Source organism: Bacteroides sp. AM37-9 (assembly GCF_003603455.1).
Lineage (GTDB): Bacteria > Bacteroidota > Bacteroidia > Bacteroidales > Bacteroidaceae > Bacteroides > Bacteroides xylanisolvens.
On sequence record NZ_QTNF01000005.1, the window covers coordinates 166434 to 186406 of the forward strand.

The 19973-nt window shown below is 39.4% G+C and carries 16 protein-coding genes; 3 read left to right on the forward strand and 13 right to left on the reverse strand.

Annotated features, from left to right (window positions below):
* Nucleotides 1–70: 70 nt before the first annotated feature.
* The 6 genes from DW862_RS05590 to DW862_RS05615 all read right to left on the reverse strand — a co-directional run bounded on the left by DW862_RS05590 (nucleotide 71) and on the right by DW862_RS05615 (nucleotide 9005).
* Nucleotides 71–1738, reverse strand: a complete 1668-nt coding sequence (locus DW862_RS05590; protein WP_074910053.1) for a RagB/SusD family nutrient uptake outer membrane protein — start codon at nucleotides 1736–1738, stop codon at nucleotides 71–73.
* A gap of 9 nt (nucleotides 1739–1747) precedes the next feature.
* The gene (locus tag DW862_RS05595) at nucleotides 1748–5137 is read right to left on the reverse strand and encodes a TonB-dependent receptor (protein ID WP_081357937.1); all 3390 of its coding nucleotides are present in this window, start codon (nucleotides 5135–5137) and stop codon (nucleotides 1748–1750) included.
* A gap of 157 nt (nucleotides 5138–5294) precedes the next feature.
* Nucleotides 5295–6275 (reverse strand): FecR family protein, encoded by a 981-nt coding sequence (locus DW862_RS05600; protein ID WP_015532722.1) that lies wholly within the window; start codon nucleotides 6273–6275, stop codon nucleotides 5295–5297.
* A gap of 67 nt (nucleotides 6276–6342) precedes the next feature.
* The gene (locus DW862_RS05605; protein WP_008643132.1) at nucleotides 6343–6939 is read right to left on the reverse strand and encodes an RNA polymerase sigma-70 factor; all 597 of its coding nucleotides are present in this window, start codon (nucleotides 6937–6939) and stop codon (nucleotides 6343–6345) included.
* A 212-nt stretch (nucleotides 6940–7151) separates the two neighbouring features.
* On the reverse strand, nucleotides 7152–8450 hold the full coding sequence (locus DW862_RS05610; RefSeq protein WP_120067435.1) for an outer membrane beta-barrel protein: 1299 nt from the start codon (nucleotides 8448–8450) through the stop codon (nucleotides 7152–7154).
* Between the two features lie 6 nt (nucleotides 8451–8456).
* Entirely contained in the window at nucleotides 8457–9005 is a 549-nt protein-coding gene (locus tag DW862_RS05615; RefSeq protein WP_004314738.1) for an RNA polymerase sigma factor, read from the reverse strand.
* A gap of 176 nt (nucleotides 9006–9181) precedes the next feature.
* Here DW862_RS05615 and DW862_RS05620 point away from each other — a divergent pair, with 176 nt between their 5' ends.
* Complete coding sequence (locus DW862_RS05620) at nucleotides 9182–9904, forward strand: NigD-like protein (RefSeq protein WP_074708452.1); 723 nt, start codon at nucleotides 9182–9184, stop codon at nucleotides 9902–9904.
* Between the two features lie 139 nt (nucleotides 9905–10043).
* On the opposite strand, the gene DW862_RS05625 is transcribed toward DW862_RS05620, so the two are convergent.
* Nucleotides 10044–10733 carry an MIP family channel protein gene (locus DW862_RS05625; protein WP_004314740.1) on the reverse strand — a complete coding sequence of 230 codons (690 nt, stop codon included), beginning with the start codon at nucleotides 10731–10733 and terminating at the stop codon, nucleotides 10044–10046.
* Between the two features lie 117 nt (nucleotides 10734–10850).
* On the opposite strand from DW862_RS05625, the gene DW862_RS25815 reads away from it, so the two are divergent.
* Nucleotides 10851–11021, forward strand: coding sequence for a hypothetical protein (locus tag DW862_RS25815; RefSeq protein ID WP_165450455.1), 171 nt, complete (start codon nucleotides 10851–10853; stop codon nucleotides 11019–11021).
* 24 nt (nucleotides 11022–11045) lie between these two features.
* Here DW862_RS25815 and DW862_RS05630 read toward each other — a convergent pair whose 3' ends face one another.
* Nucleotides 11046–11972, reverse strand: coding sequence for a hydrogen peroxide-inducible genes activator (locus DW862_RS05630; RefSeq protein ID WP_008643125.1), 927 nt, complete (start codon nucleotides 11970–11972; stop codon nucleotides 11046–11048).
* A 138-nt stretch (nucleotides 11973–12110) separates the two neighbouring features.
* On the opposite strand from DW862_RS05630, the gene DW862_RS05635 reads away from it, so the two are divergent.
* On the forward strand, nucleotides 12111–12587 hold the full coding sequence (locus DW862_RS05635) for a Dps family protein (protein ID WP_004314742.1): 477 nt from the start codon (nucleotides 12111–12113) through the stop codon (nucleotides 12585–12587).
* A gap of 193 nt (nucleotides 12588–12780) precedes the next feature.
* On the opposite strand, the gene DW862_RS05640 is transcribed toward DW862_RS05635, so the two are convergent.
* From DW862_RS05640 to DW862_RS05660, 5 genes are all read right to left on the reverse strand, one after another.
* The gene (locus DW862_RS05640; RefSeq protein ID WP_120067436.1) at nucleotides 12781–15129 is read right to left on the reverse strand and encodes a glycoside hydrolase family 3 N-terminal domain-containing protein; all 2349 of its coding nucleotides are present in this window, start codon (nucleotides 15127–15129) and stop codon (nucleotides 12781–12783) included.
* Between the two features lie 73 nt (nucleotides 15130–15202).
* Nucleotides 15203–16279, reverse strand: a complete 1077-nt coding sequence (locus DW862_RS05645; RefSeq protein ID WP_120067453.1) for a DUF1573 domain-containing protein — start codon at nucleotides 16277–16279, stop codon at nucleotides 15203–15205.
* A 65-nt stretch (nucleotides 16280–16344) separates the two neighbouring features.
* Nucleotides 16345–17625 (reverse strand): BT_3987 domain-containing protein, encoded by a 1281-nt coding sequence (locus DW862_RS05650; protein ID WP_008021554.1) that lies wholly within the window; start codon nucleotides 17623–17625, stop codon nucleotides 16345–16347.
* 24 nt (nucleotides 17626–17649) lie between these two features.
* Nucleotides 17650–18864 carry a DUF1735 and LamG domain-containing protein gene (locus DW862_RS05655; protein ID WP_120067454.1) on the reverse strand — a complete coding sequence of 405 codons (1215 nt, stop codon included), beginning with the start codon at nucleotides 18862–18864 and terminating at the stop codon, nucleotides 17650–17652.
* 22 nt (nucleotides 18865–18886) lie between these two features.
* Nucleotides 18887–19972, reverse strand: coding sequence for an endo-beta-N-acetylglucosaminidase family protein (locus DW862_RS05660; RefSeq protein ID WP_120067455.1), 1086 nt, complete (start codon nucleotides 19970–19972; stop codon nucleotides 18887–18889).
* Nucleotide 19973: the final 1 nt, after the last annotated feature.

A 19973-nucleotide genomic window follows, 5' to 3' on the forward strand; every position in this document is an offset into this window, starting at 1 on the left:
GTTATGGAGTCCATCCGAAATATACAACTCAAAATAAGCCGTTTCAAATGGACTCATTATTTATCTAAGTTTATTCCCAACCGGGATTATTTGGTAGTAAGTTCGGATTTCTTTGGGTTTGAATAAAAGGAACCGGCCATAAATAGTTTTTCGGTTCAACAAAGATTCTACCAGTCATCAAAATTATATTCCCATCTTCATCCAACGGCAAGTCATCAACAAAGACCTGTTGATCTGGATTCAGAGATGCTTTGCGTATTCCTTTCACGTCTTCCGACAACAATTTACCTTGTTTCCAACGTAGTATATCAAAATAACGTTCACCCTCAAGAGCTAACTCCACTCTTCTTTCCCGACGTATCTCATCACGCAAGTTCATGCCATTCGACTCCAAATCTGCAAGAATCATCAAAGGAGCAGCAACTCTACCCCTCAACAGATTAATAGAACTGTTGATATCTGTTTGGTCTATTTGATCACCTCTCATATACTTTGCTTCAATCCAATTCAGAAGAACCTCCGCATAACGAATCAAGGGTATGTCATTCATATCCTTATTATATCTGGCAACTGCCGATATCTCCACAAACTTTCTAAAATACCAGCCTGACGGAGTTCTACAACCAGACAAAGCTGTTCCACCAAGTTTGGGTTGATAATATGTACTGTTCTGTGGGTTTCCTCCCCATTTAGTAGCCCGTTTTAATACAGTTTGTTCTAATCTTGGGTCTCGTCCGTCAAACAAAGTTACATATGTCTTATCATTATAACCGCTAGCCGGATTAGTAACAGGCAATCCATTGCATAAATATGCATCTACCAATGAACGTGAAGGAGCCATTCGTGCCTCTTCATTAGGCACCTGTAATTCACGACTCAAGTTATGCGTTTGCTTAGCATCCTCACTAAAAACTCTTGTTAAAATAAACTCTTTGTTCTTACTATTCTTAGAAGCATTCCCCGCATAAGTAAACATTTCATAATAGGATGTAGCAGGATTTCCGTTACTATATAATTCATGATAACCGGTCTCCATTACTAGCTCTGCACTTGAAACAGCAATATCCCAACGCTCATGATAAAGGGCAAAACGAGAACTAAGAGCCCAAGCCGCTTCTTTGGAAGGTCTTCCAAATTCTGTCGTTTTCAAATCTTTAGCATAAGGTAATTGGTTACTTGACAGTTCTAATTCTTTTAGTACCCAATCTACCAGTTTTTCTTTATCTTCACGTGCTCCATACAACTCCGAATCACTAATATCCAATGTACGGGTTACCCAGGGAACATCACCAAAGAAATTTATCAAATATACGTAATGGTATGCACGCATAAAACGGGCTTCTCCGGCATATCTTTCTCTTTTTTCCGGAGCAACCTTTTCCGCTCTTTCATAATTCTCAAGGAAATGATTACAACGACGAATTCCATTATAGTTAGTATCCCACTCCGAATTAATAGTAGATAAATCACTTGTAAATGTACCCGCACCTATATTCTTATAACTTGCACTTCGTTCTCTTACAACATTATCTCCCAACATTTCCATATCGACTGATGTTCCTTTCCCACGCAAACCATTAATACAAGCATTCGCGGCAAGAATAAGGTGTTCTTCCGTTTTCCAGTAAGTCTCATCTGTCAAATCATCCAATGGGATTCTATCCAGAAACGAATCATTACATCCGCTCAATATAATGACACAAATTAAACCGATTAATATTTTACTATTTACTTTCATACCAAATAATTATTTTAAGGTTATACTTAAACCAAACGAATAAGAAGCTGTAATAGGATAATAACCGCCATCACTTATAGGAGATTCCGGATCATATGAAGAAAAGAAATCTGTCAAAGTCCACAAATTCTCCCCCGAAAAATAAACTCTTAAATTACTAATACGCAGTTTTGACAAGAAATTAATCTTTTGAGCCGGGAATGTATATCCCAATTGAATATTCTTCACACGTAGATAAGATGCATCTTCAATCCAAAACGAAGAAAACTTCTTATTATACGTTTCATCATATGTAAAACGAGGATAAGTAGCATGAGAATTTTGGTTGTCCCATGTCCAACGGTCTAAATGTACTTTCTGAGGATAGTTCGCGACTTCTGTAAAAGCATGTCGTCCCATTCCGCCAACGTAACCGTCACACTTGCCTACACCTTGCAGAAACACTTTAAGATCAATGCCTTTCCATGCTGCATTTACCCCTAAAGAGTATGTATATCTAGGAATAGCACTACCAATATAAGTACGGTCATCCTTTGTTGTTATCTCACCATCACCATCCAAATCCCGGTATTTAATATCTCCTGGCTGCACCTTTGTTCTCAATTCTTCTATAACCGGAGTACTTTTTTTAGGAGTATACTTTCCTGTATTCACATCATAGTCAAAATCATCTACAGTATAGAGCCCATCAGCCTGAAATCCCCAAAAAGCATCGATAGGATAGCCAACAGCACGTATCTGATCACCACTAAAATCATCTGCAGTATTACCCATACTTACGACCTCATTCTTAACATCAGATAAGTTGAAATCCACACCATAAGTAAAGTTTTTACCGATCTTATCTTTCCAGGAAAGAGCTAACTCCCATCCCTTATTACGTACCTTACCTGCATTCTGGTAAGGCTCCGTCACACCCAATACTCCTGGTAATTCAACTCTTAACAATATATCATCTGTATCCTTTATAAAATAATCGAATGACATATTTAACTTATTGTTAAACAAGCCCATGTCTAACCCTAAATTGGTCATTTTTATAGTCTCCCACGTAATATACCTATTAGAAGCACTATTCTGCCGCATAGCTGAGGTTATACTTCCTCCAATAGGCATTATAGAAGTAGTCGGTTCTATAGTAGCCATATAAGGATAAAGCGATGATGTATATTGGTTTCCTAAAGTTCCATATGAAAGCCGGAATTTCAAATTATCAAGCCAACTTCGTGTACGCCTCATAAATGTCTCTTCAGATATTCTCCAAGCAGCAGAAACAGAAGGAAAATATCCTCCTCTATGATCGGGATGAAAACGGGAAGATAAATCATAGCGTAAGTTTGCTTCAAACAAATAACGGTCATCAAAGTTATAATTGATTCTTCCAAAACCAGAACGAAGCGCCCATTCCTCGCCCATGCCATCGTTATCAAATTTCTCGGTTCCAGCATTAAGTACATGTAAATCATCAGATACCAAATCTTGACGAGATGCGTTCATTGTTTGGTTTTCATTCCACTCCTGTGAAAACCCTGCCAATAAATGAACCGTATGTTTACCAAATGTCCGTTCATAATCACCTTGTACAAGGATGTTCTGATAACGTTCTGAAATATCTCTCTGAGAAATGCTGCTAGTAGTAGACGAAGAAGCCAAAGGAGTATCTGTATCCGGTATATAATGCTGTATCTTATTACTCTGCTGCTTACGCAATACATCTTTGAGACGAGTAGCATATTGTATTTTGGCAGTAAATCCTTTCAAAATTTCCATTTCACCACCCAAACTCAGGTTTGTTTCACGAGCTTTGTAGTTAATAAAACCACCATCATATATAATAGCTATCGGATTGGCAGAACTCCCTCCATACCCCCATCCTCCATCTGTAAAACGAACAGGAGTTAATGGAGAACTCCTTAGTGCTTTATAGAAAAGACCGTCACTTGACGAATCACTACTGGCAGGAGTCCAATTATCCACGTCAGTATATCCAAAGTTTGCATCAATTTTTACTCTATCCAACATAGTAGTGGTAACTTTCACTCGAAGATTATTTCTTGATGCATGGTAACCATTGCCTACAAATAATCCTGATGTTGACAAATTACCGTATGACAGATAATAACCAAGGGATTTACTTCCTCCATTCAAACTTACATTATGTCCGTGCTGTGGCGCCGTACTTCTATAAAGCTCATCCACCCAATTGACATTAGCCCTATTATTGAGGTCTGTTCTGTTTATTACAGCATCAACATCCTCCTGAGTATATCCCCATGGCTTACCGACATTGGCAGTCGCCTCCTTCAATAAAGTCAAATATTCAACCGCATCACACATTTCAGGAAGAGCAGTCGGAGTTTGCAAAGCAAAAAAACCAGAGTAAGTAATCGTAGGAGTCATATCCTTATTCGCCTTCTTAGTTGTTACCAAAATAACTCCATTAGCCGCGCGTGAACCATAGATTGCAGATGAGGCTGCATCTTTTAGAACTGAAACAGATTCTATATCACTCGGATTTAACGTATTGATATTACCCTCTACCCCATCAATCAAAATCAAAGGGTTAGAATTATTCAGTGTTCCAATACCACGAATCCGTATACTAGTATTATTATCACCCGGACGGCTCGTTGTATTTGTAATAGAAACTCCAGGTAAACTACCTTGCAATCCAGTTACCGCATTATGAATTGGACGGGCAGCCAAAACATCACTATTCACCGAAGCCACAGAACCGGTCAAGTTCACTTTTTTCTGAGCGCTATAACCTACAACAACAACTTCATCCAACAATTCAATATTCTCTTTCAAAGAGATTGTTATATTTGATCTATTGTTAAGCAAAACGGCCTGATCAATATAACCTATATATGAAGCCCATAATTGTGTTGTTCCCAATGGTATCTCTAAAGAAAAACGGCCATCCAAATCTGTAATCGTTCCGTTAGAAGTTCCTTTAACTGTTATACTGGCACCAACAATCGGATTCCCATGTTCATCGACTATCGTACCTGTTATTTTCTTTGTGGATTGTTTACTCTGTTGAGTTTTACGAACTAAAACGATAACATTTTCGTGTTCATGGGTGTAAGTCAATTCCATCCCATCCAGAAGTTGCTTCATTGTCTGATCAATTGTTGCATCCTTTACATTCAAAGATATTTTCTGATTTAATTCTGGAAGATTCTCATTATAGAAAAACCTATAATTACTTACCAGTTCAACCTTCTTTAAGGAAGCTCTCAAAGAAAGTTCTTTCACGTTCATCGTTATTTGGGAATAAGTTTCAAAAGAAAAATTCAGGAATAACATAAAACAAATAGTCCGCAATACTTTCCAGTTTTTACTTCTCCCTATATGAGTTTGCGGGAGTTTAACAAAAGTTGTTCTGTGTTTCATATATCAATACTTTTAAGTTATTTGATAGGTATACAAGTTACTACCTCATTCCATCCAAACCCCTATTCCCCTTTAACTTTTATTAAGTATTTCAATAAAAAAAGCCATTCTTGAAAACACAAAGAATGACCTTTTTATATCAATCAAAAATTACTATCTATTTCTCCTTCAAAACAATCACCGAACCGTCCATTTCATAATAGAAAGGTGAAGTAAGCATCAGGATATTCAATGCATTCTGTATGCCACCTCCCGGAATGGTTCCGGTGAAATATTCATTAGGTAGTTTATTGGAGTCGAAACGAATCTCTACGTCATAGATACGTGAAAGGGTTTTCATTATATTCTCCAAAGATTCTTTCTCGAAATAGATATTTCCTTTCGTCCATTCAATGTAGTCACTCGGGTGTACTTGAGTGGCTGTTATCTTATGAGTGGCTTTATTATATTCTATTTTGTCGCCGGGCTTCATGATATGCGATGTTTTCTGCGCATAGACTCCAACTTTTCCTTCCAAAAGAACGACTGTCACGTCTTTAGCATCTTCATAGGCAGATACATTAAAAGAAGTACCGAGTACTTTCACTTCCAAATCGCCTACCTGTACAATAAAGGCGCGCTTTTCATCATGAGCTACTTTGAAATAGGCTTCACCATTCAGTTGCACACGACGCCCATTTTCTCCGAAGTTATTCAGATAGCTTAATTGCGAAGCAGAATTGAGAACGACATTCGTTCCGTCCGGCAATTCGATGGTTGCTTTATCTCCTTTATCAGCTTTTACTATAAAGGGCGCTCCCACTGTTTGGGAAGAATCTACAAGATAGTAGGTGAAGAAGGCAATACAAATGGGTAAAACGATGGCGGCAGCCCATTTCCAAGGATTCATACGAATAGTTCTTGGGTTCTCTTTTCCCTGTGTTTCTTCTTTTCCCTGCGTCTGTTCTTTGATTCGGGCAAATAGTTTATCGCGCAGTACCGGATTAATGCCGGCATCCGATTTGGAAAATTCTTCTTCCCACCAGTTCTGTAAATGGCGGTCGTTCTTTATCCAATCGGAGAGCTTTTTTATTTCAGCATCCGTTATATTTCCATCGAAATACTTTTCAATCAGTTCTTTATAATATATCTTATCCATCTTCTTTCCTGCTTATTTACAAGTATACATTTTCATCCTATCTACTATCCAAAAACGTGTATTACAATTACATTTCATTAACAAAAAAGGCAATCAGAAGCGCAATTACCTTATCGTAATGCTTCATCAACTGTTCACGCATAAATTTCACCGCCAAAGATAATTGCGTGGCGACTGTACTTTCAGAAATACCCATCATTTCAGCAATTTCCTTATTCGTATAGTTCTGACGCTTACTTAAGATAAAGATTTTCTTTCGCTGTGCCGGCAATTCTTCCGCTAATGAGTCGATATAATCGTTCAAGAAACGAAGATCAATAGTATCTTCCGTCTGTGAATCATGGTCTAGTCCGCTTTTCAGCAGATATTCATTGTAAACATATTCAACGGTCTGACGCTGGTACATATTCATCAATAAATTTTTGGCTATCGTACAAAGAAAAGAAATAAATGAAGCGTTCGTATCGACTTTCTCACGTACTTCCCATATACGGATAAAAGTGGATTGCACCACTTCTTCAGCCATATATTGATTGCCGGAAGAAAGCCGCATAATGAAATTGTACAGTTTACCGCTGTACATATTATACAATCTTTCAAATGCTTGAAAAGAACCGTCTTTTAAATCGATTAATAAATGTTTTTCATCTGTAAAATTCACCATAGCTTAGAATTTTGCAACAAAGGTATGCAACCATAGACCATTAACAGGTGACAATATTATTAATATTTTCTCAATTATCCGATTTTTATGAGGAAAAAGATACTAATATCAGGATAGTGACGCCATCCGGTCAAGATAGTGACGCTATCTAATCAGGATAGTGACGCTATCTTGAACGGATACCGTCACTATGTTCAGTAAGGTAGTTCGCATTAATAAGTCAAGCGGATACCAGCCTGTATATTGAAATTAAACGGATTCTCTTTACGTATGGTCTGTATATCCGAACCGTCATCAAAATAATAAGCAACACCGGGTTCTACATAGATACCCAGACGTTTCGTTGCGTTCACCTGTGCACCTACCGCACCGGATACCGAGAATTGCAAAGGTTTCACCGTTTCTTTCTCGGAACCGAGCTTTCCATAAACACATTTCTCCACCATACCTCCACCGGAAACGTAGAGAGTGATGAGTTTTTTATCAAGGAAATTCCAGTTAGCACGCAGCGGAATACCGACATAATGAAGTTTTTGTTCTATCTGCTGATCTTCACCCGCCAGTTTCGCATCCGAAGAAAGCAATGTGTAAGTCAATCCCGTTTCGAGAGAGAATCCTTTGGCCAGTCCTTTACGGACAGACAATCCGAAAGAAATAGGTTGATGGTGCTTAATGTCGACCACTTGTTTTGCCTGACGCAGATAAGGCACTCCATCTTCAAAAACCAATGTCTGATCGTTAGGTATCTCCATCAGACCGTTGGAAACAGAAAGCATACTCACACGAGACATATAAGCATGAGAGCCGGCACCGACTTCTGTGGATGCTCCGCCCGAATTTCCGACCGAGAGTCCCATGGACCATGTTCCTTTTTGAGGTGCTCTTTTTTCTGCCGGAATATGCAGCTTGTCTCTGCCGGAAGGGCGACGCGGCCTGTTGTTCGGCCGTTCGGTGTCCTGTGACTGTGTAGCCTGACCCACATTTTCACTGTCAACCTGCCTTGCTTCATTTTTCGTCTGTTTCGTCTCACCTTTGAGCATCTGGTCTTCCTCAATCACAGGATTATTTTCATTCCCTGTTACAGGTTCGTTGTTATTTTCTATTGCAGATTGGCCTGCATTTGTTTTCTGTTCTGTAAGATTCTTATCAATTTTCGCCAAACGGTCTTCACGAGCCACTGGTCGCAAGACGGGTTCTACGGAAGTGCCCTGCACATCCGGTTGTTGCACACCCGGCAACGCATCGGGTGTAGATGCCAATGCCGGAGTCTTTATATGACGTATTTCATCCGCGGCCGGTGTCCCCAGAAAATATAGACTTACCGACGAAACGACGGCTAACAATATAACAGCTGCAGCAGCCATCATCCATTTTCGATAAGGATATATTTTCTTCTCCACAGGAGGCATAAGTTCTTTTTCCAGTTGTTCCCAACCGGAAGCAGGCACCGGCTCGGAATAATCCGCGAGCTTCTCCTTCAACTTATTCATCCACAATTCTTTCTCTTCCATCTCTATCTATCCATTATGCATTATCCATTCTTTTACTCTTTTTGCCAATACACTCTTCGCACGAAATAGTTGCGAAGCCGAAGATTTTTCATTAATACCTAATTCCTGTGCGATTTCTTTATGCGATTTGTCTTCGAATGTATAAAGGTTAAACACTGTACGATATCCGGCAGGTAGTTCTTCTATAAACTGCATCAACACTTTCTGTGGAATAGCTTCTACATCAGAAGCATCCGGTTCTTCATATTCTTCAGGCAACTCTTCTAATGGTGCCGACTGATTGATTACATCATTTTTCCGGAGATATTGCAAAGCTGTGTTGACCATCACCCTTTCCATCCAGGCCCGCAGGGAGCCTTCACCCCTCCAGGTGAACTTGTCGAAGGAATCGAATATCTTTAAAAAACCGTCGTGAAGCAGATCCTGGGCTGTATCACGGTCGCCGGTATAACGAAGACAGATGCCAAGCATACGTCCCGCATACTGCTCATACAGTTCTTTGCGAGCTTGGTTATTGCCTAGCCTGCATTGTTCCGACAACTCTAATTCTTCCATTCTCTTATACACGTGTTTAACTTATAAATGCAGCAAAGATAGAAATACTGCATAGAGAGAACAACTCTTTTATCACTTTTGTTTCTTTAACAGATTCAAATGCAATATTTTCTATCCCATTGCATTTTCACAATACAAAGGAACCATTTTATATAATCTAAAACTTAAATAAGTATATGAAGAAATTTAAATTCATTGCCTTTATCTTTGCTATTATGACTACAATGCCGATTCTCCAGTCATGTTTGGACGACGATGACAACCCGTCCGATCTTCTGGTTGTCAGTACCATCAATATGATTAGCCAGGATAGCAAGGAATTTTATTTCACTTTGGATGACGGGAAAAAGATGTATCCCAGCAATGCGCAAGGATGGAGTAATAAAGATTGGGTGGAAGGACAACGAGCTTTTGTGATATTCAACGAGCTGGAAGAGCCTGTAAATGGATACGACCTTAATATTCAGGTGAGAGGTATCAATCCAATCTTAACTAAAGACATCATCACGATGGGTGAAGATGACAACGATGAAGAAAAAGTCGGAGATGACAAGATCAACACGACTTATATGTGGATCAACAAGGATAATAAATATCTAACGATTGAATTCCAATATTATGGAACGCATAGTGAAGATAAAAAACATTTCCTGAATCTCGTAATCAACGACAAAGAAGAGTCTGCTCCCACTGCTGACGAAGACAGTGCGGAGGACGAATATATCAATCTGGAATTCCGCCATAACAGTGAAGGTGATTATCCTCAAAGCCTGGGCGAAGGATATGTATCTTTCAAACTGGATAAGATTAAAGACCGGATGGAAGGGAAAAAAGGATTAAGGATCCGTGTCAACACTTTATATGGCGGACCGAAAACTTATGAAGTAAAGTTTCCCTAAGATTATAAATCTAATGTAAACGTGCAAAACACACTCTTTTTTAATATAATATATTAATTACGCAAAAGAGGGCGGTAGTTGTGAAACTGCCGCCCTTTTATCTTCTCCTTTATATAAAGAAGTTATTCTTATAAAAGATTTATTTCTTTTCTTCCTTATCTCCCAGATAATTCCAAACTACCGCACTCAACGCAGCTCCTACAAATGGAGCAATGATGAACAGCCACAACTGCGACAATGCTTCTCCTCCCTGGAATAATGCCGGAGCAATACTACGTGCCGGGTTTACAGAAGTCCCTGTGATAGGAATACATACAATATGTACCAATACAAGAGTCAAACCGATGGCAAGTCCTGCCAGATTGCCTGCTCCCTTCTTCGAGTCGGTAGAGCCGAGCACCACTAATACAAAAATGAAAGTAAATACTGCTTCCGCAATGAATGCCTGCAACATTTCTCCATCGCCAAAACCATTGGAACCTGTAGCCGTAGGTCCGTCATGAGCACCGGTGGAAACTAAAGCAAAAAGAATAGCCGAGCCGATAATAGCTCCGATTACCTGGAAAATCATATACATACCTGCATCTTTTCCGTTCATACGCCCAGTTAAGAACACTCCTAATGTAATAGCAGGATTAATGTGACATCCTGAAATACCTCCGATAGCATACGCCATCGCTACTACTGAAAGACCAAATGCTAAAGCTACGCCGACTGTTCCCACGCCAGCACCTACCGTACCGGTTACACTACCGGCAAAAACGGCACTTCCGCATCCCATAAGAACGAGCACCATCGTTCCAATCATTTCTGCAATGTACTTTTTCATAACTATAAATAATGGTTAATGCATCAAATATAGAGAATTAACCCAAGAAAACAAAGCCTACGTGCCTAAATTATTATTGCTTTCGCAACATTTTTGAATAAAAGGCAAGCAAATAAAATGAAAAAAGGACTTTTGCACGCCATATTAGCCTCTACCTTATGGGCCATCGTAAACTCTCTTATCAAGCAAGGATTGAGCAATGACGTCACTCCGATGAATTTCTCCGAAACCCGCTTTGCCACTGTTGGAGTTATTCTTTTCGCTTATACCCGGTACAAGGGTATATGACAGGAATCATCTCAACCTCTATTATTATAGCAAACACTGTATGGACTGCAAAGTAAGCATTTCTTTGGGGACTGCAGCTTTTATTTCCTCTTTCAGAACACATAGCAGGCTGTGACGAATAAAATCTCTATTTGTCGCCAACACCACTTGCCGCGTCGGTCGGGGGATAGCAAACGGACGTACTAATTGTCGCTGTTCTTCCGTCAATTGAGCCACTGCCAGTTCGGGAATAAAAGTGATTCCTTTTCCGCTTTCTACCATTCTCATAAAGGTTTCCATGCTTCCCAGGCGATAAGCCATCTGACTAACCTTCACCGCTTCCATCTGACAGAAACGGACAAGTTGGTCACGAAAACAATGTCCTTCGTCCAAAAGCCAAAGATGTTCGCCGGTTATATCGGAAGTGCGGATAACGTCATGTTTGAACGAGGGTTCTTTCCGTGATACATAAGCATAAAATTGCTCATAGAAGAGAGTTTCTTCCGTCAAGAATGTGTCTTCTAATTTACTGGCAATAATCCCTGCATCCAAATCGCCGGCATGCAGAGCCTGCTGAATATCCTGGGTTTTCATTTCCGTGACACGAATATCCAGTTCGGGATATTTCTCCATCAGTTGAGGGAAAAAACGGGGTAGCAAATAAGGAGCGATAGTGGGTAATACTCCCAAGCGGAATACACCTGATAATGATTGCTTATCTTCACTGATGATTTCTTTTACTTGAGCTGCCTGCGCCAGAATCACACGAGCCTGGTCTATCACTTTCTGCCCGATGGGTGTCGGACAAACGGGTTGCACTGTCCTATCGAATAACTTTACTCCCAATTCATCTTCCAGCTTCTGAATCATGGCACTCAAAGTAGGTTGCGTCACACGGCAATATTCGGCTGCCCGTGCGAAATGCCTGAACTGGTCTACGGCTAATATATATTCTAATTGTTGTATCGTCATCTATCAAATCATGTTAAGTTATAGATTTCATCTATGCAAAGATAGAAATTTTCAGTTTGACAACAAGCATTTTCCGCCTTATCTTTGCAGTACAGAAAAAAAAGAAAACAAGTATAAATCATTAAAAATAAAAAGAATATGAAAACTTTAGAATTTATCAAACTGAATGAATCGGGAGCAAACAACGTAGTAGCATCTTTGCAACAACTATTAGCAGACTTCCAAGTGTATTACACCAATCTCCGCGGTTTCCACTGGAATATCAAAGGACATGATTTCTTTGTTCTCCACAGCCAATTCGAAAAGATGTATGATGACACAGCCGAAAAGGTAGACGAAATTGCAGAACGTATCTTGATGTTGGGCGGTACTCCTGCCAATAAATTCAGCGATTATTTGAAAGTAGCAAATATCAGTGAAGTAGATAAGGTGAGCAACGGCGAACAGGCACTGAACAATATCCTTCAGAGTATCAGTTATCTGATTGGTGAAGAACGTAAAATCTTGTCTATCGCTTCTCAAGCCGGAGATGAAGTAACCGTTTCGATGATGAGCGATTATCTGAAAGAACAGGAAAAATTGGTTTGGATGTTGACGGCTTATAATAGCAAATAATTAAGATAAAAGGTTTAGGTTTTTAAGTGAGAAAGAGAGGATATTTCCGTAAAAGGAATATTCTCTCTTTATTATTTCCAGTGTACTAGTACTATCTGAATACGTTCATTCGCTGATATAATTAGAAATATTAGTTTTGTTCTTTATTTATCAAGATTTATAAAAGTAAGCAACAACTTTCAAAAGATGAAACTTATTCTACTGAAATAGATTTTTCTAACCTTATATCATCAGAAGAACTACCTATCATTACCTGAAAAGTCCCCGACTCTACTACTTTCTTCAAAGTATAGTTAACCAAGAAAAAGTCCTCCTCTGTCAAAACAAAAGTAACTTTTTTCTCTTCTCCTTTTTTCAAATGGAAACGTTCGAAATGTTTCAACTGTTTCATCGGCTGAACAACTGATGCATATTCATCTCTCATATAAAGTTGTGATACTTCCTCACCATCATACTTCCCTGTATTCTTTACTTTAAATGAGACTTCAAAACAACGAGCAGATTTCTGCACTACCTGCAAATCAGAATATTCAAAAGTGGTATAACTCATCCCATAACCAAAGCTATATAACGGAGAAGATGACACTTCCACATAATCATGATTTCGAGGAGCTTTCTTATTATAATAAACCGGAATCTGGCCTACAGAACGCGGAACGGAGATTGGCAAACGTCCGGAAGGATTATAATCTCCAAAAAGAACATCCGCTATAGCATTTCCACCCTCCTGCCCCGGATAGTAAGCAGTCAGTAGCGCATCAGCATATTCCGAAGCCCAATTCTTTTCTAAAGGACGACCTTCAATATAAACGACAATCAAAGGCTTACCTGTCTTTTGCAAAGATTCCAATAGTTCTTGTTGTCTACCAAGTAAGGATAAACTGGCACGGTCAAATCCTTCTCCACACTCCATATCACTTACACTACCCTCTTCAGCTACAGCCGCACCTGTTTCTTTATAGCTCGTTTTAAAATCACGGGCACTGGAACCACCCACAACCACAATTACAACTTCGGAGCGGCGGGCAGCTTCAATTGCCTGTTCTATCTCATTCACTGTAGTATCACGAATAGCACAGCCTCGTACATATTCCACACGAAAAGGAGATAATTTTGTTAGAATTCCATCAAGAACTGTTTTCACATTACTATCTTCCTGAGGAGCTGTATAGTCCCCTAACATATTATATCGATTGTCAGCATTAGGGCCAATTACCGCCACCTTATTTATCGTCTTGCTTAAAGGAAGAATTGAATTCTCATTTTTGAGAAGTGTTATGGAAGACTGTGCGATTTTACGTGCCAGTTCGATATGTTCTTTACGGCGTACTGTTTTAGCAGCAATTTTCGGATCCACATAAGGATGCTCAAACAAGCCCATCTCAAACTTCATCCGTAACACCCGGCAGACAGCCGTATCAATCACAGTCTTATCCATTTGTCCGGATTGAACCGCATGACAAAGGTTGGTATAAGCATCCCCACCCAAGTCAACATCAACACCAGCCGTTACAGATTGTATGGCTGCATTCTCTTTGGTTGGAGCAACAAAGTGGCTTTCGTGAATCCCTTCAATACTATATAAATCGGAAACTACAAAGCCACGAAACTTCCATTCATTACGCAAGAGTTGAGTCAGCAAATAATGGTTCGACGTACAAGGTATCCCATCTATCGAATTGTATGAAGTCATTACAGACAATGCCCCTGCATCTATTGCCTTACGAAAAGGAGGAAGAAAATTCTGATGCAAATCACGAATACCGACTGAAGCATAGTTACCATTTTGTCCACCCTCCGGCACAGCGTATGCCAGAAAATGTTTCAAGGTAGCTATGGTAGCGTATTTTTGTGATAGATTACCTCCACCTAAACCGTCAACCATAGACGCCCCTAAAATACCACTCAACACAGGATCTTCTCCAAATGTTTCTTCCACGCGGGACCAACGGGGATCACGGGTCAGATCAAGTACGGGACCGTAACTAATATGCCCACCTTGGGAACGAATTTCTTTAGCGATAACTTGACCAACTTCTTTTACTAATTCCGGTGACCAAGTAGCCGCCATTCCGATACCCGTAGGAAAAACTGTAGCACCAATTGCCATGTGCCCATGAGGGGCTTCTTCTGCTAAAAACATCGGAATTCCCAAACGAGTATTCTCCATCACATATTTTTGCAATGCATTCCCTGCTTTTGCTGCCATCTCGGGATTAAGTCCATTTGCCAGAGTTTTTTTTGTCCACGGGTCTGCACGATAAGTCGCCCAAAGCATTCCAACATTCCTTTCTTTAATCAATTGCTTGAATTTTCCGGAAGGACAGACCTCATTACCATGTATTTCATACATTTCCCAACCTAAAGGACAAAGTAACTGACCGACCTTTTCTTCTAAAGTCATGCGGGAAAGTAAATCTGAAAGTCTTATATCTATTGACAAACTGGGATCTTTGTAAGCAGGTAACGAGGGAGAGGATTGAGTAAACCCCAAAGTACATACCATCTGTACTATCACCAAAATATACAATCGTTTTATCATAATGTTATATACAGTAAAATGACTCAATTAATTTATAGTGTATTTCTAATCTTTCAAATAGAGATATTCAACCCTACTTACCCATTTCCCCTTCAAATATAACTGTATGTACAGGCTGATGAGCATCATTTGTTATCAACTTGACCTTTGCATCCAATAGATGGTTTGAAGATGATACATTTAATTCAAACAGAACCTCCAGACACTCATTTTGCTTCAAAACCTTTTCACCCCGGATATTAGTAGAAACAAATTCCGGACATTCTATTTTGCGGATAATAAGAGGATTCGCCCCTTCATTAGTAACTTTTACTTTTCTCTGAATATGCTTTTTTAATGAGATATTCCCCAAATTAAAATAAGATTGTGAACACTTCATTCGGGGAGCAGTTGCCGTGCTTACTTTTCTCATATCATCAATCACTGTACCAAAGATTTGTATAGAAGAACTGTGTACGGAATTGGCACTAATAATAATCTTATCTTTAAATGTACCGTAAAAGCCTTTTAAAGGAGAAGCTGTTATTTTTATAGTCGCACAAGATCGACCTTGAAGAGATGATGGCATAGATATCGACAAACATCCACTCTTATCCAACAGCGAGTATGACAACCTGACCATTTTATCCGATCGGTTATAGATTCTAATTTCCAATTGTTTTGACCTCCCATTATGCTGTAACAGATCATAAGATAGAGTCATTCGATCTGCCAGAATATCTGATGATAAAGAATAAGGATATTCATCCTCTATACGATTCATTGTATTTATCGTGCCTTTTACCCAAAGAGTATTGACACTTTGCCCTGAATTAGAAACAACCCTTATACTCTTAGAGAAAAAGTTTGTTCGCCCTTTAGGATCGAAAGTTACGGTAATAGTGCCTGTATGCCCTGGTTTTACAGGTTGTTTACTATAAACAGGAATGGCACACCCACAAGTTGAAATCACTTCTTCAATCACAACAGGAGAAGTATGTATATTAGTAAAATGAAAAGTATGACTCACTTTGCCTTCTACTTCCTGAATATTACCAAAATTCCAAGTAGTAGTATCAAAACGTAATACAGTTTTTCCCTGTTGTTGAGCACATACGCCAACAATAGAGCACAGTAAAACGATCAAAGCTGACATAAAACGTTTCATCATCATTTCTTTAAGTTAATATTGGGAGTTACGTAAAAACACAATAACTCCCAATATAAAATCACATTTTAATTATCTTGAGGCAAATCATTGAATTCTGCATTCCAAATGATATTTGCCGAAGCAGGGAAAGTTAAATCACGCCCATTGCCCGAACTGTCCTTCAATGTATTTCCTTCTCCTTCATCCAATTTCCAATAGCCATATAAGTCCGACGAAGATGGAGAAGCTATTGTACGCAAGTTAGCTTTTACTTCTTCCGCCGTCAGACACTTCTTCCACATACGAATATCAGAAATCAGACCATCAAAATACATACTTGAACTTGTATTACCAAACTGAATACCAGTCAACGTATATCCCACCTTGAATCTTTGAGAAGAGGATGGTCCCCAACGTTTAGTAGGTTTTGCAGAAGCAACTTCCTCACCGTTAATATATAAACGATAAGCAACCTCAATATTCTGGCCCGTTTTTGTTCCGTCACAAGTAATAGTCAACCTTACCCATTGATTAGCCGGCAACGTTATATTTTGATTAGCCAATGTCAAGTCACATTGACGATTACCAATATTAGACGCTCCCGTTGCACCGGTCACACGTAGTTCACAACCACTAAAAACCTCATTATTATTGTTGGTATCTTTACCACGCCATGTACCTATATAATTAGTTCCACTGTGCCAACTATATGGATATACAAGCATTTCAAACGTATGTGTATTATCTTCAATCGTAACTACTTCATCATTTGCGAAACTTAACGTACGATACATATCCGTTGAATAAGAACTCATATTCAATCCCGGTATATAATCCAATTCCCCATCAATGCTAATCGTAAAATAAGAAACAGAACGAGTGTCCGTTACAAATTGTCCTACACACGTTTCATCTATTGTTGCAACAATAGGAAGCAAATATTCTTCACCTTCCACCAAACCGAACAATGATGAAAACTTAACTGATAAGGAATTGGATTCTTGCTGTCCTGCCTTCACTATCGCATTTTTAGCTTGCAACTCATAGACAAAAGCGGGCATCATCTTATAAGACGTGTTATTTGCAGCATTATAAGCCTCTACCATACTTTCGTCCACGGCAATGTCACACAATAAAGTAGTAGCAGCAGGTTTATCCAGTTTGATAGTATAATCATAAACATAGCTTCCTGCATCCAGTATCTCCCTATAATCAATAGAAACAGGTCCTGCTTCCGACTGTGGCATCTCTATTGTCGGCAATTCAATAAAATCATTGTCATCATCCGAACAGGATGTGAATCCTACTCCTCCCAATAAAACAAGCAAAAGGAGAGTTAATCTATTTATATTGTTTTTCATTATCATACAGTCTATTCATTTATTATTACCTTATTCAAGACATTTATTCGTATCATCATAAGTCCAGTCAATCGTGATTCCATTCTTATAACTGATATCACGCTTGGACGGAGATAAATCATAGAAAGTAGTTCCTTCTCCTTCATTCATTCTCCAATAAGACACAAGCCCATTGGTAGAAGGATCTACCCCACATACATTTGCTTTAATTTCACGAGCAGACAAAGGACGAGTCCAAAGGCGCATCTCACTCAAACGACCATAAAACAATTGTGAAGATTGATAACCTTTTGAAGGCATACCGATCTGTACTCCATAAAGCGCATATTCATACGGAGCAACTGTCATTGAGTTATCTTTCTCTCCATTAATATACAATGTCAACGTACTGCCGTCATTTACCAAGGCAACAGCATACCAGGTATTTAAAGCAAAGCGAGTATTCGATGACATTTTACCCTGTTTAGTTGTTACATGCAACTGGTTCGGCTCATCCGTTCCTTCACCAAAACGAAGCAGGTTCTGGTCACATTTAAAGCCTCCATCATCAATCGCTCCCCCTTCTACAGACGCTTCACTACCTCCAAATGAGCAAACACGGGTAGTACCGGAAGCTCCGGAAGAACGAAATTGAGTAGCGTAAATCTTCACTTCCCATGTATAAGTAGGCAATGAAGGAATAGGCTCTGGAAGTAAAAACTGATAAGCCATAGAAGCCTGTCCTACATACGGAGCATGGAAGCGCAATGTTCGGGATACTTTCAGAAAAATAGTACGCCCTGCTTCTATAATATCCAAATCTCCCGTCGCACTTTTTATGGTAACCGGTACCAAATAAACACGTCCCGGAACAAATTCCGAATCATCGGCAATTGAAAGAGAGGCAGCAGAAGAAATTGCCTGTCCTGCTGAAATCGTAACCTCCGGATTTTCAAATGTATATGATTCATCCGGAATGGGATAATAATTGGTTCCCATTTCCTCATTATAAGTATCAACCAGACTTGCATCAACAGCCAGATTCACCTGAATATCCGATTCAACGCGAGAAGTTGAAGTCACAGAAACAGCATACGCAGATGGAAATCCATCAATGGCAAACTTTACCAATCTATCCGAAGATGTTCCGGTCATTAACAACCCGTCACCTTTTTGAGCGGCTTCCTGGCATCCCTGCAGCATAAAAGAAGCTATTCCTATCAAAGCAGCTCCCCATATCTTTTTTATATTATTCAATGTTTTCATACCTTGCATACAAATTTAAAATTCATCCATTTTCTTCTTCCGTTTCTTGTTTAGTAGACTGTTGTACAGGCTTTCCGGCAGGATTTTGTTCCTGAATACCACGTCGAAGGCTATAATAAGGAATAGCGGCTTTCTCTTTATCACCTATAGCCTGATTAGCAGGACGAGTGGTATTGTATTCATATTCAAAATAATATCCGCCGAATCCGCCTTTTCGTCCTTGTGTAGGATTCCAGCGTGCCATACCTATTACAGAATAGATTGGATTGCCCCATGAATCTACTTTATTTCCATCGGCTTCCGTAAATTCGACTCCACCATTCTGCCAGTACCATCCCATTTGTTCCGTAGCAACGAATTTTTCAGGAGGACACCAGCTGCTAAGCTGGTCAAATTTAGATTGCAAACTTTGAGCACTACCGGTGGTGTAACATTGTCGTACAAAATAATCGACATAAGGTTCTGTTTCCTTAGGAGGCAGCTGATTATAGAAGTCAACAATTAATAATTTGCCTGTACCCGATTGAGGACCGAAATAATTTCCCAATACCTTTATAAACTTTGTAAAGTTATCATTTTGCAACCAGTCGCCTTCCGGTTCGTAGTCCAAGTCCAAACCATCCAGATCGTTACGCAACACACATCTCACAAGATGTAAAGCATAAGCCTCGATACCTGCGTCGGTTTTAGGAAACTCCGTACTTCCAATACGGCAAATCGTACACATCACAACGCGAGTCCCCTTTACTGCACGGATATAATTCATTTCCTCATAAGCAGTCGGCAAATAACGCTCGTTATAATAACTAGTTTCTACATAAGCCGGATTGTTGGAAGGAATACCTGACCACAGACTGACGATGTCCAGACTATCCGGTAAACCAATGAAATGAAGTCCCTGCGAAGGAGATGCTTCTGAAGTATAACCGGCATACCAGCCGAAACAAATAGCATGATCTGTTTTCTTATATTCACGCAGGTTCTGATAATATTCTTCATTATAAGTATTAGCCGCCTGTATAACTTCCGGTTCAATATCCGTATCACAACCACTCACAACAAATGTCAAGAGATAGGTGAACAAAAAATATACATAATTTCTTTTCATA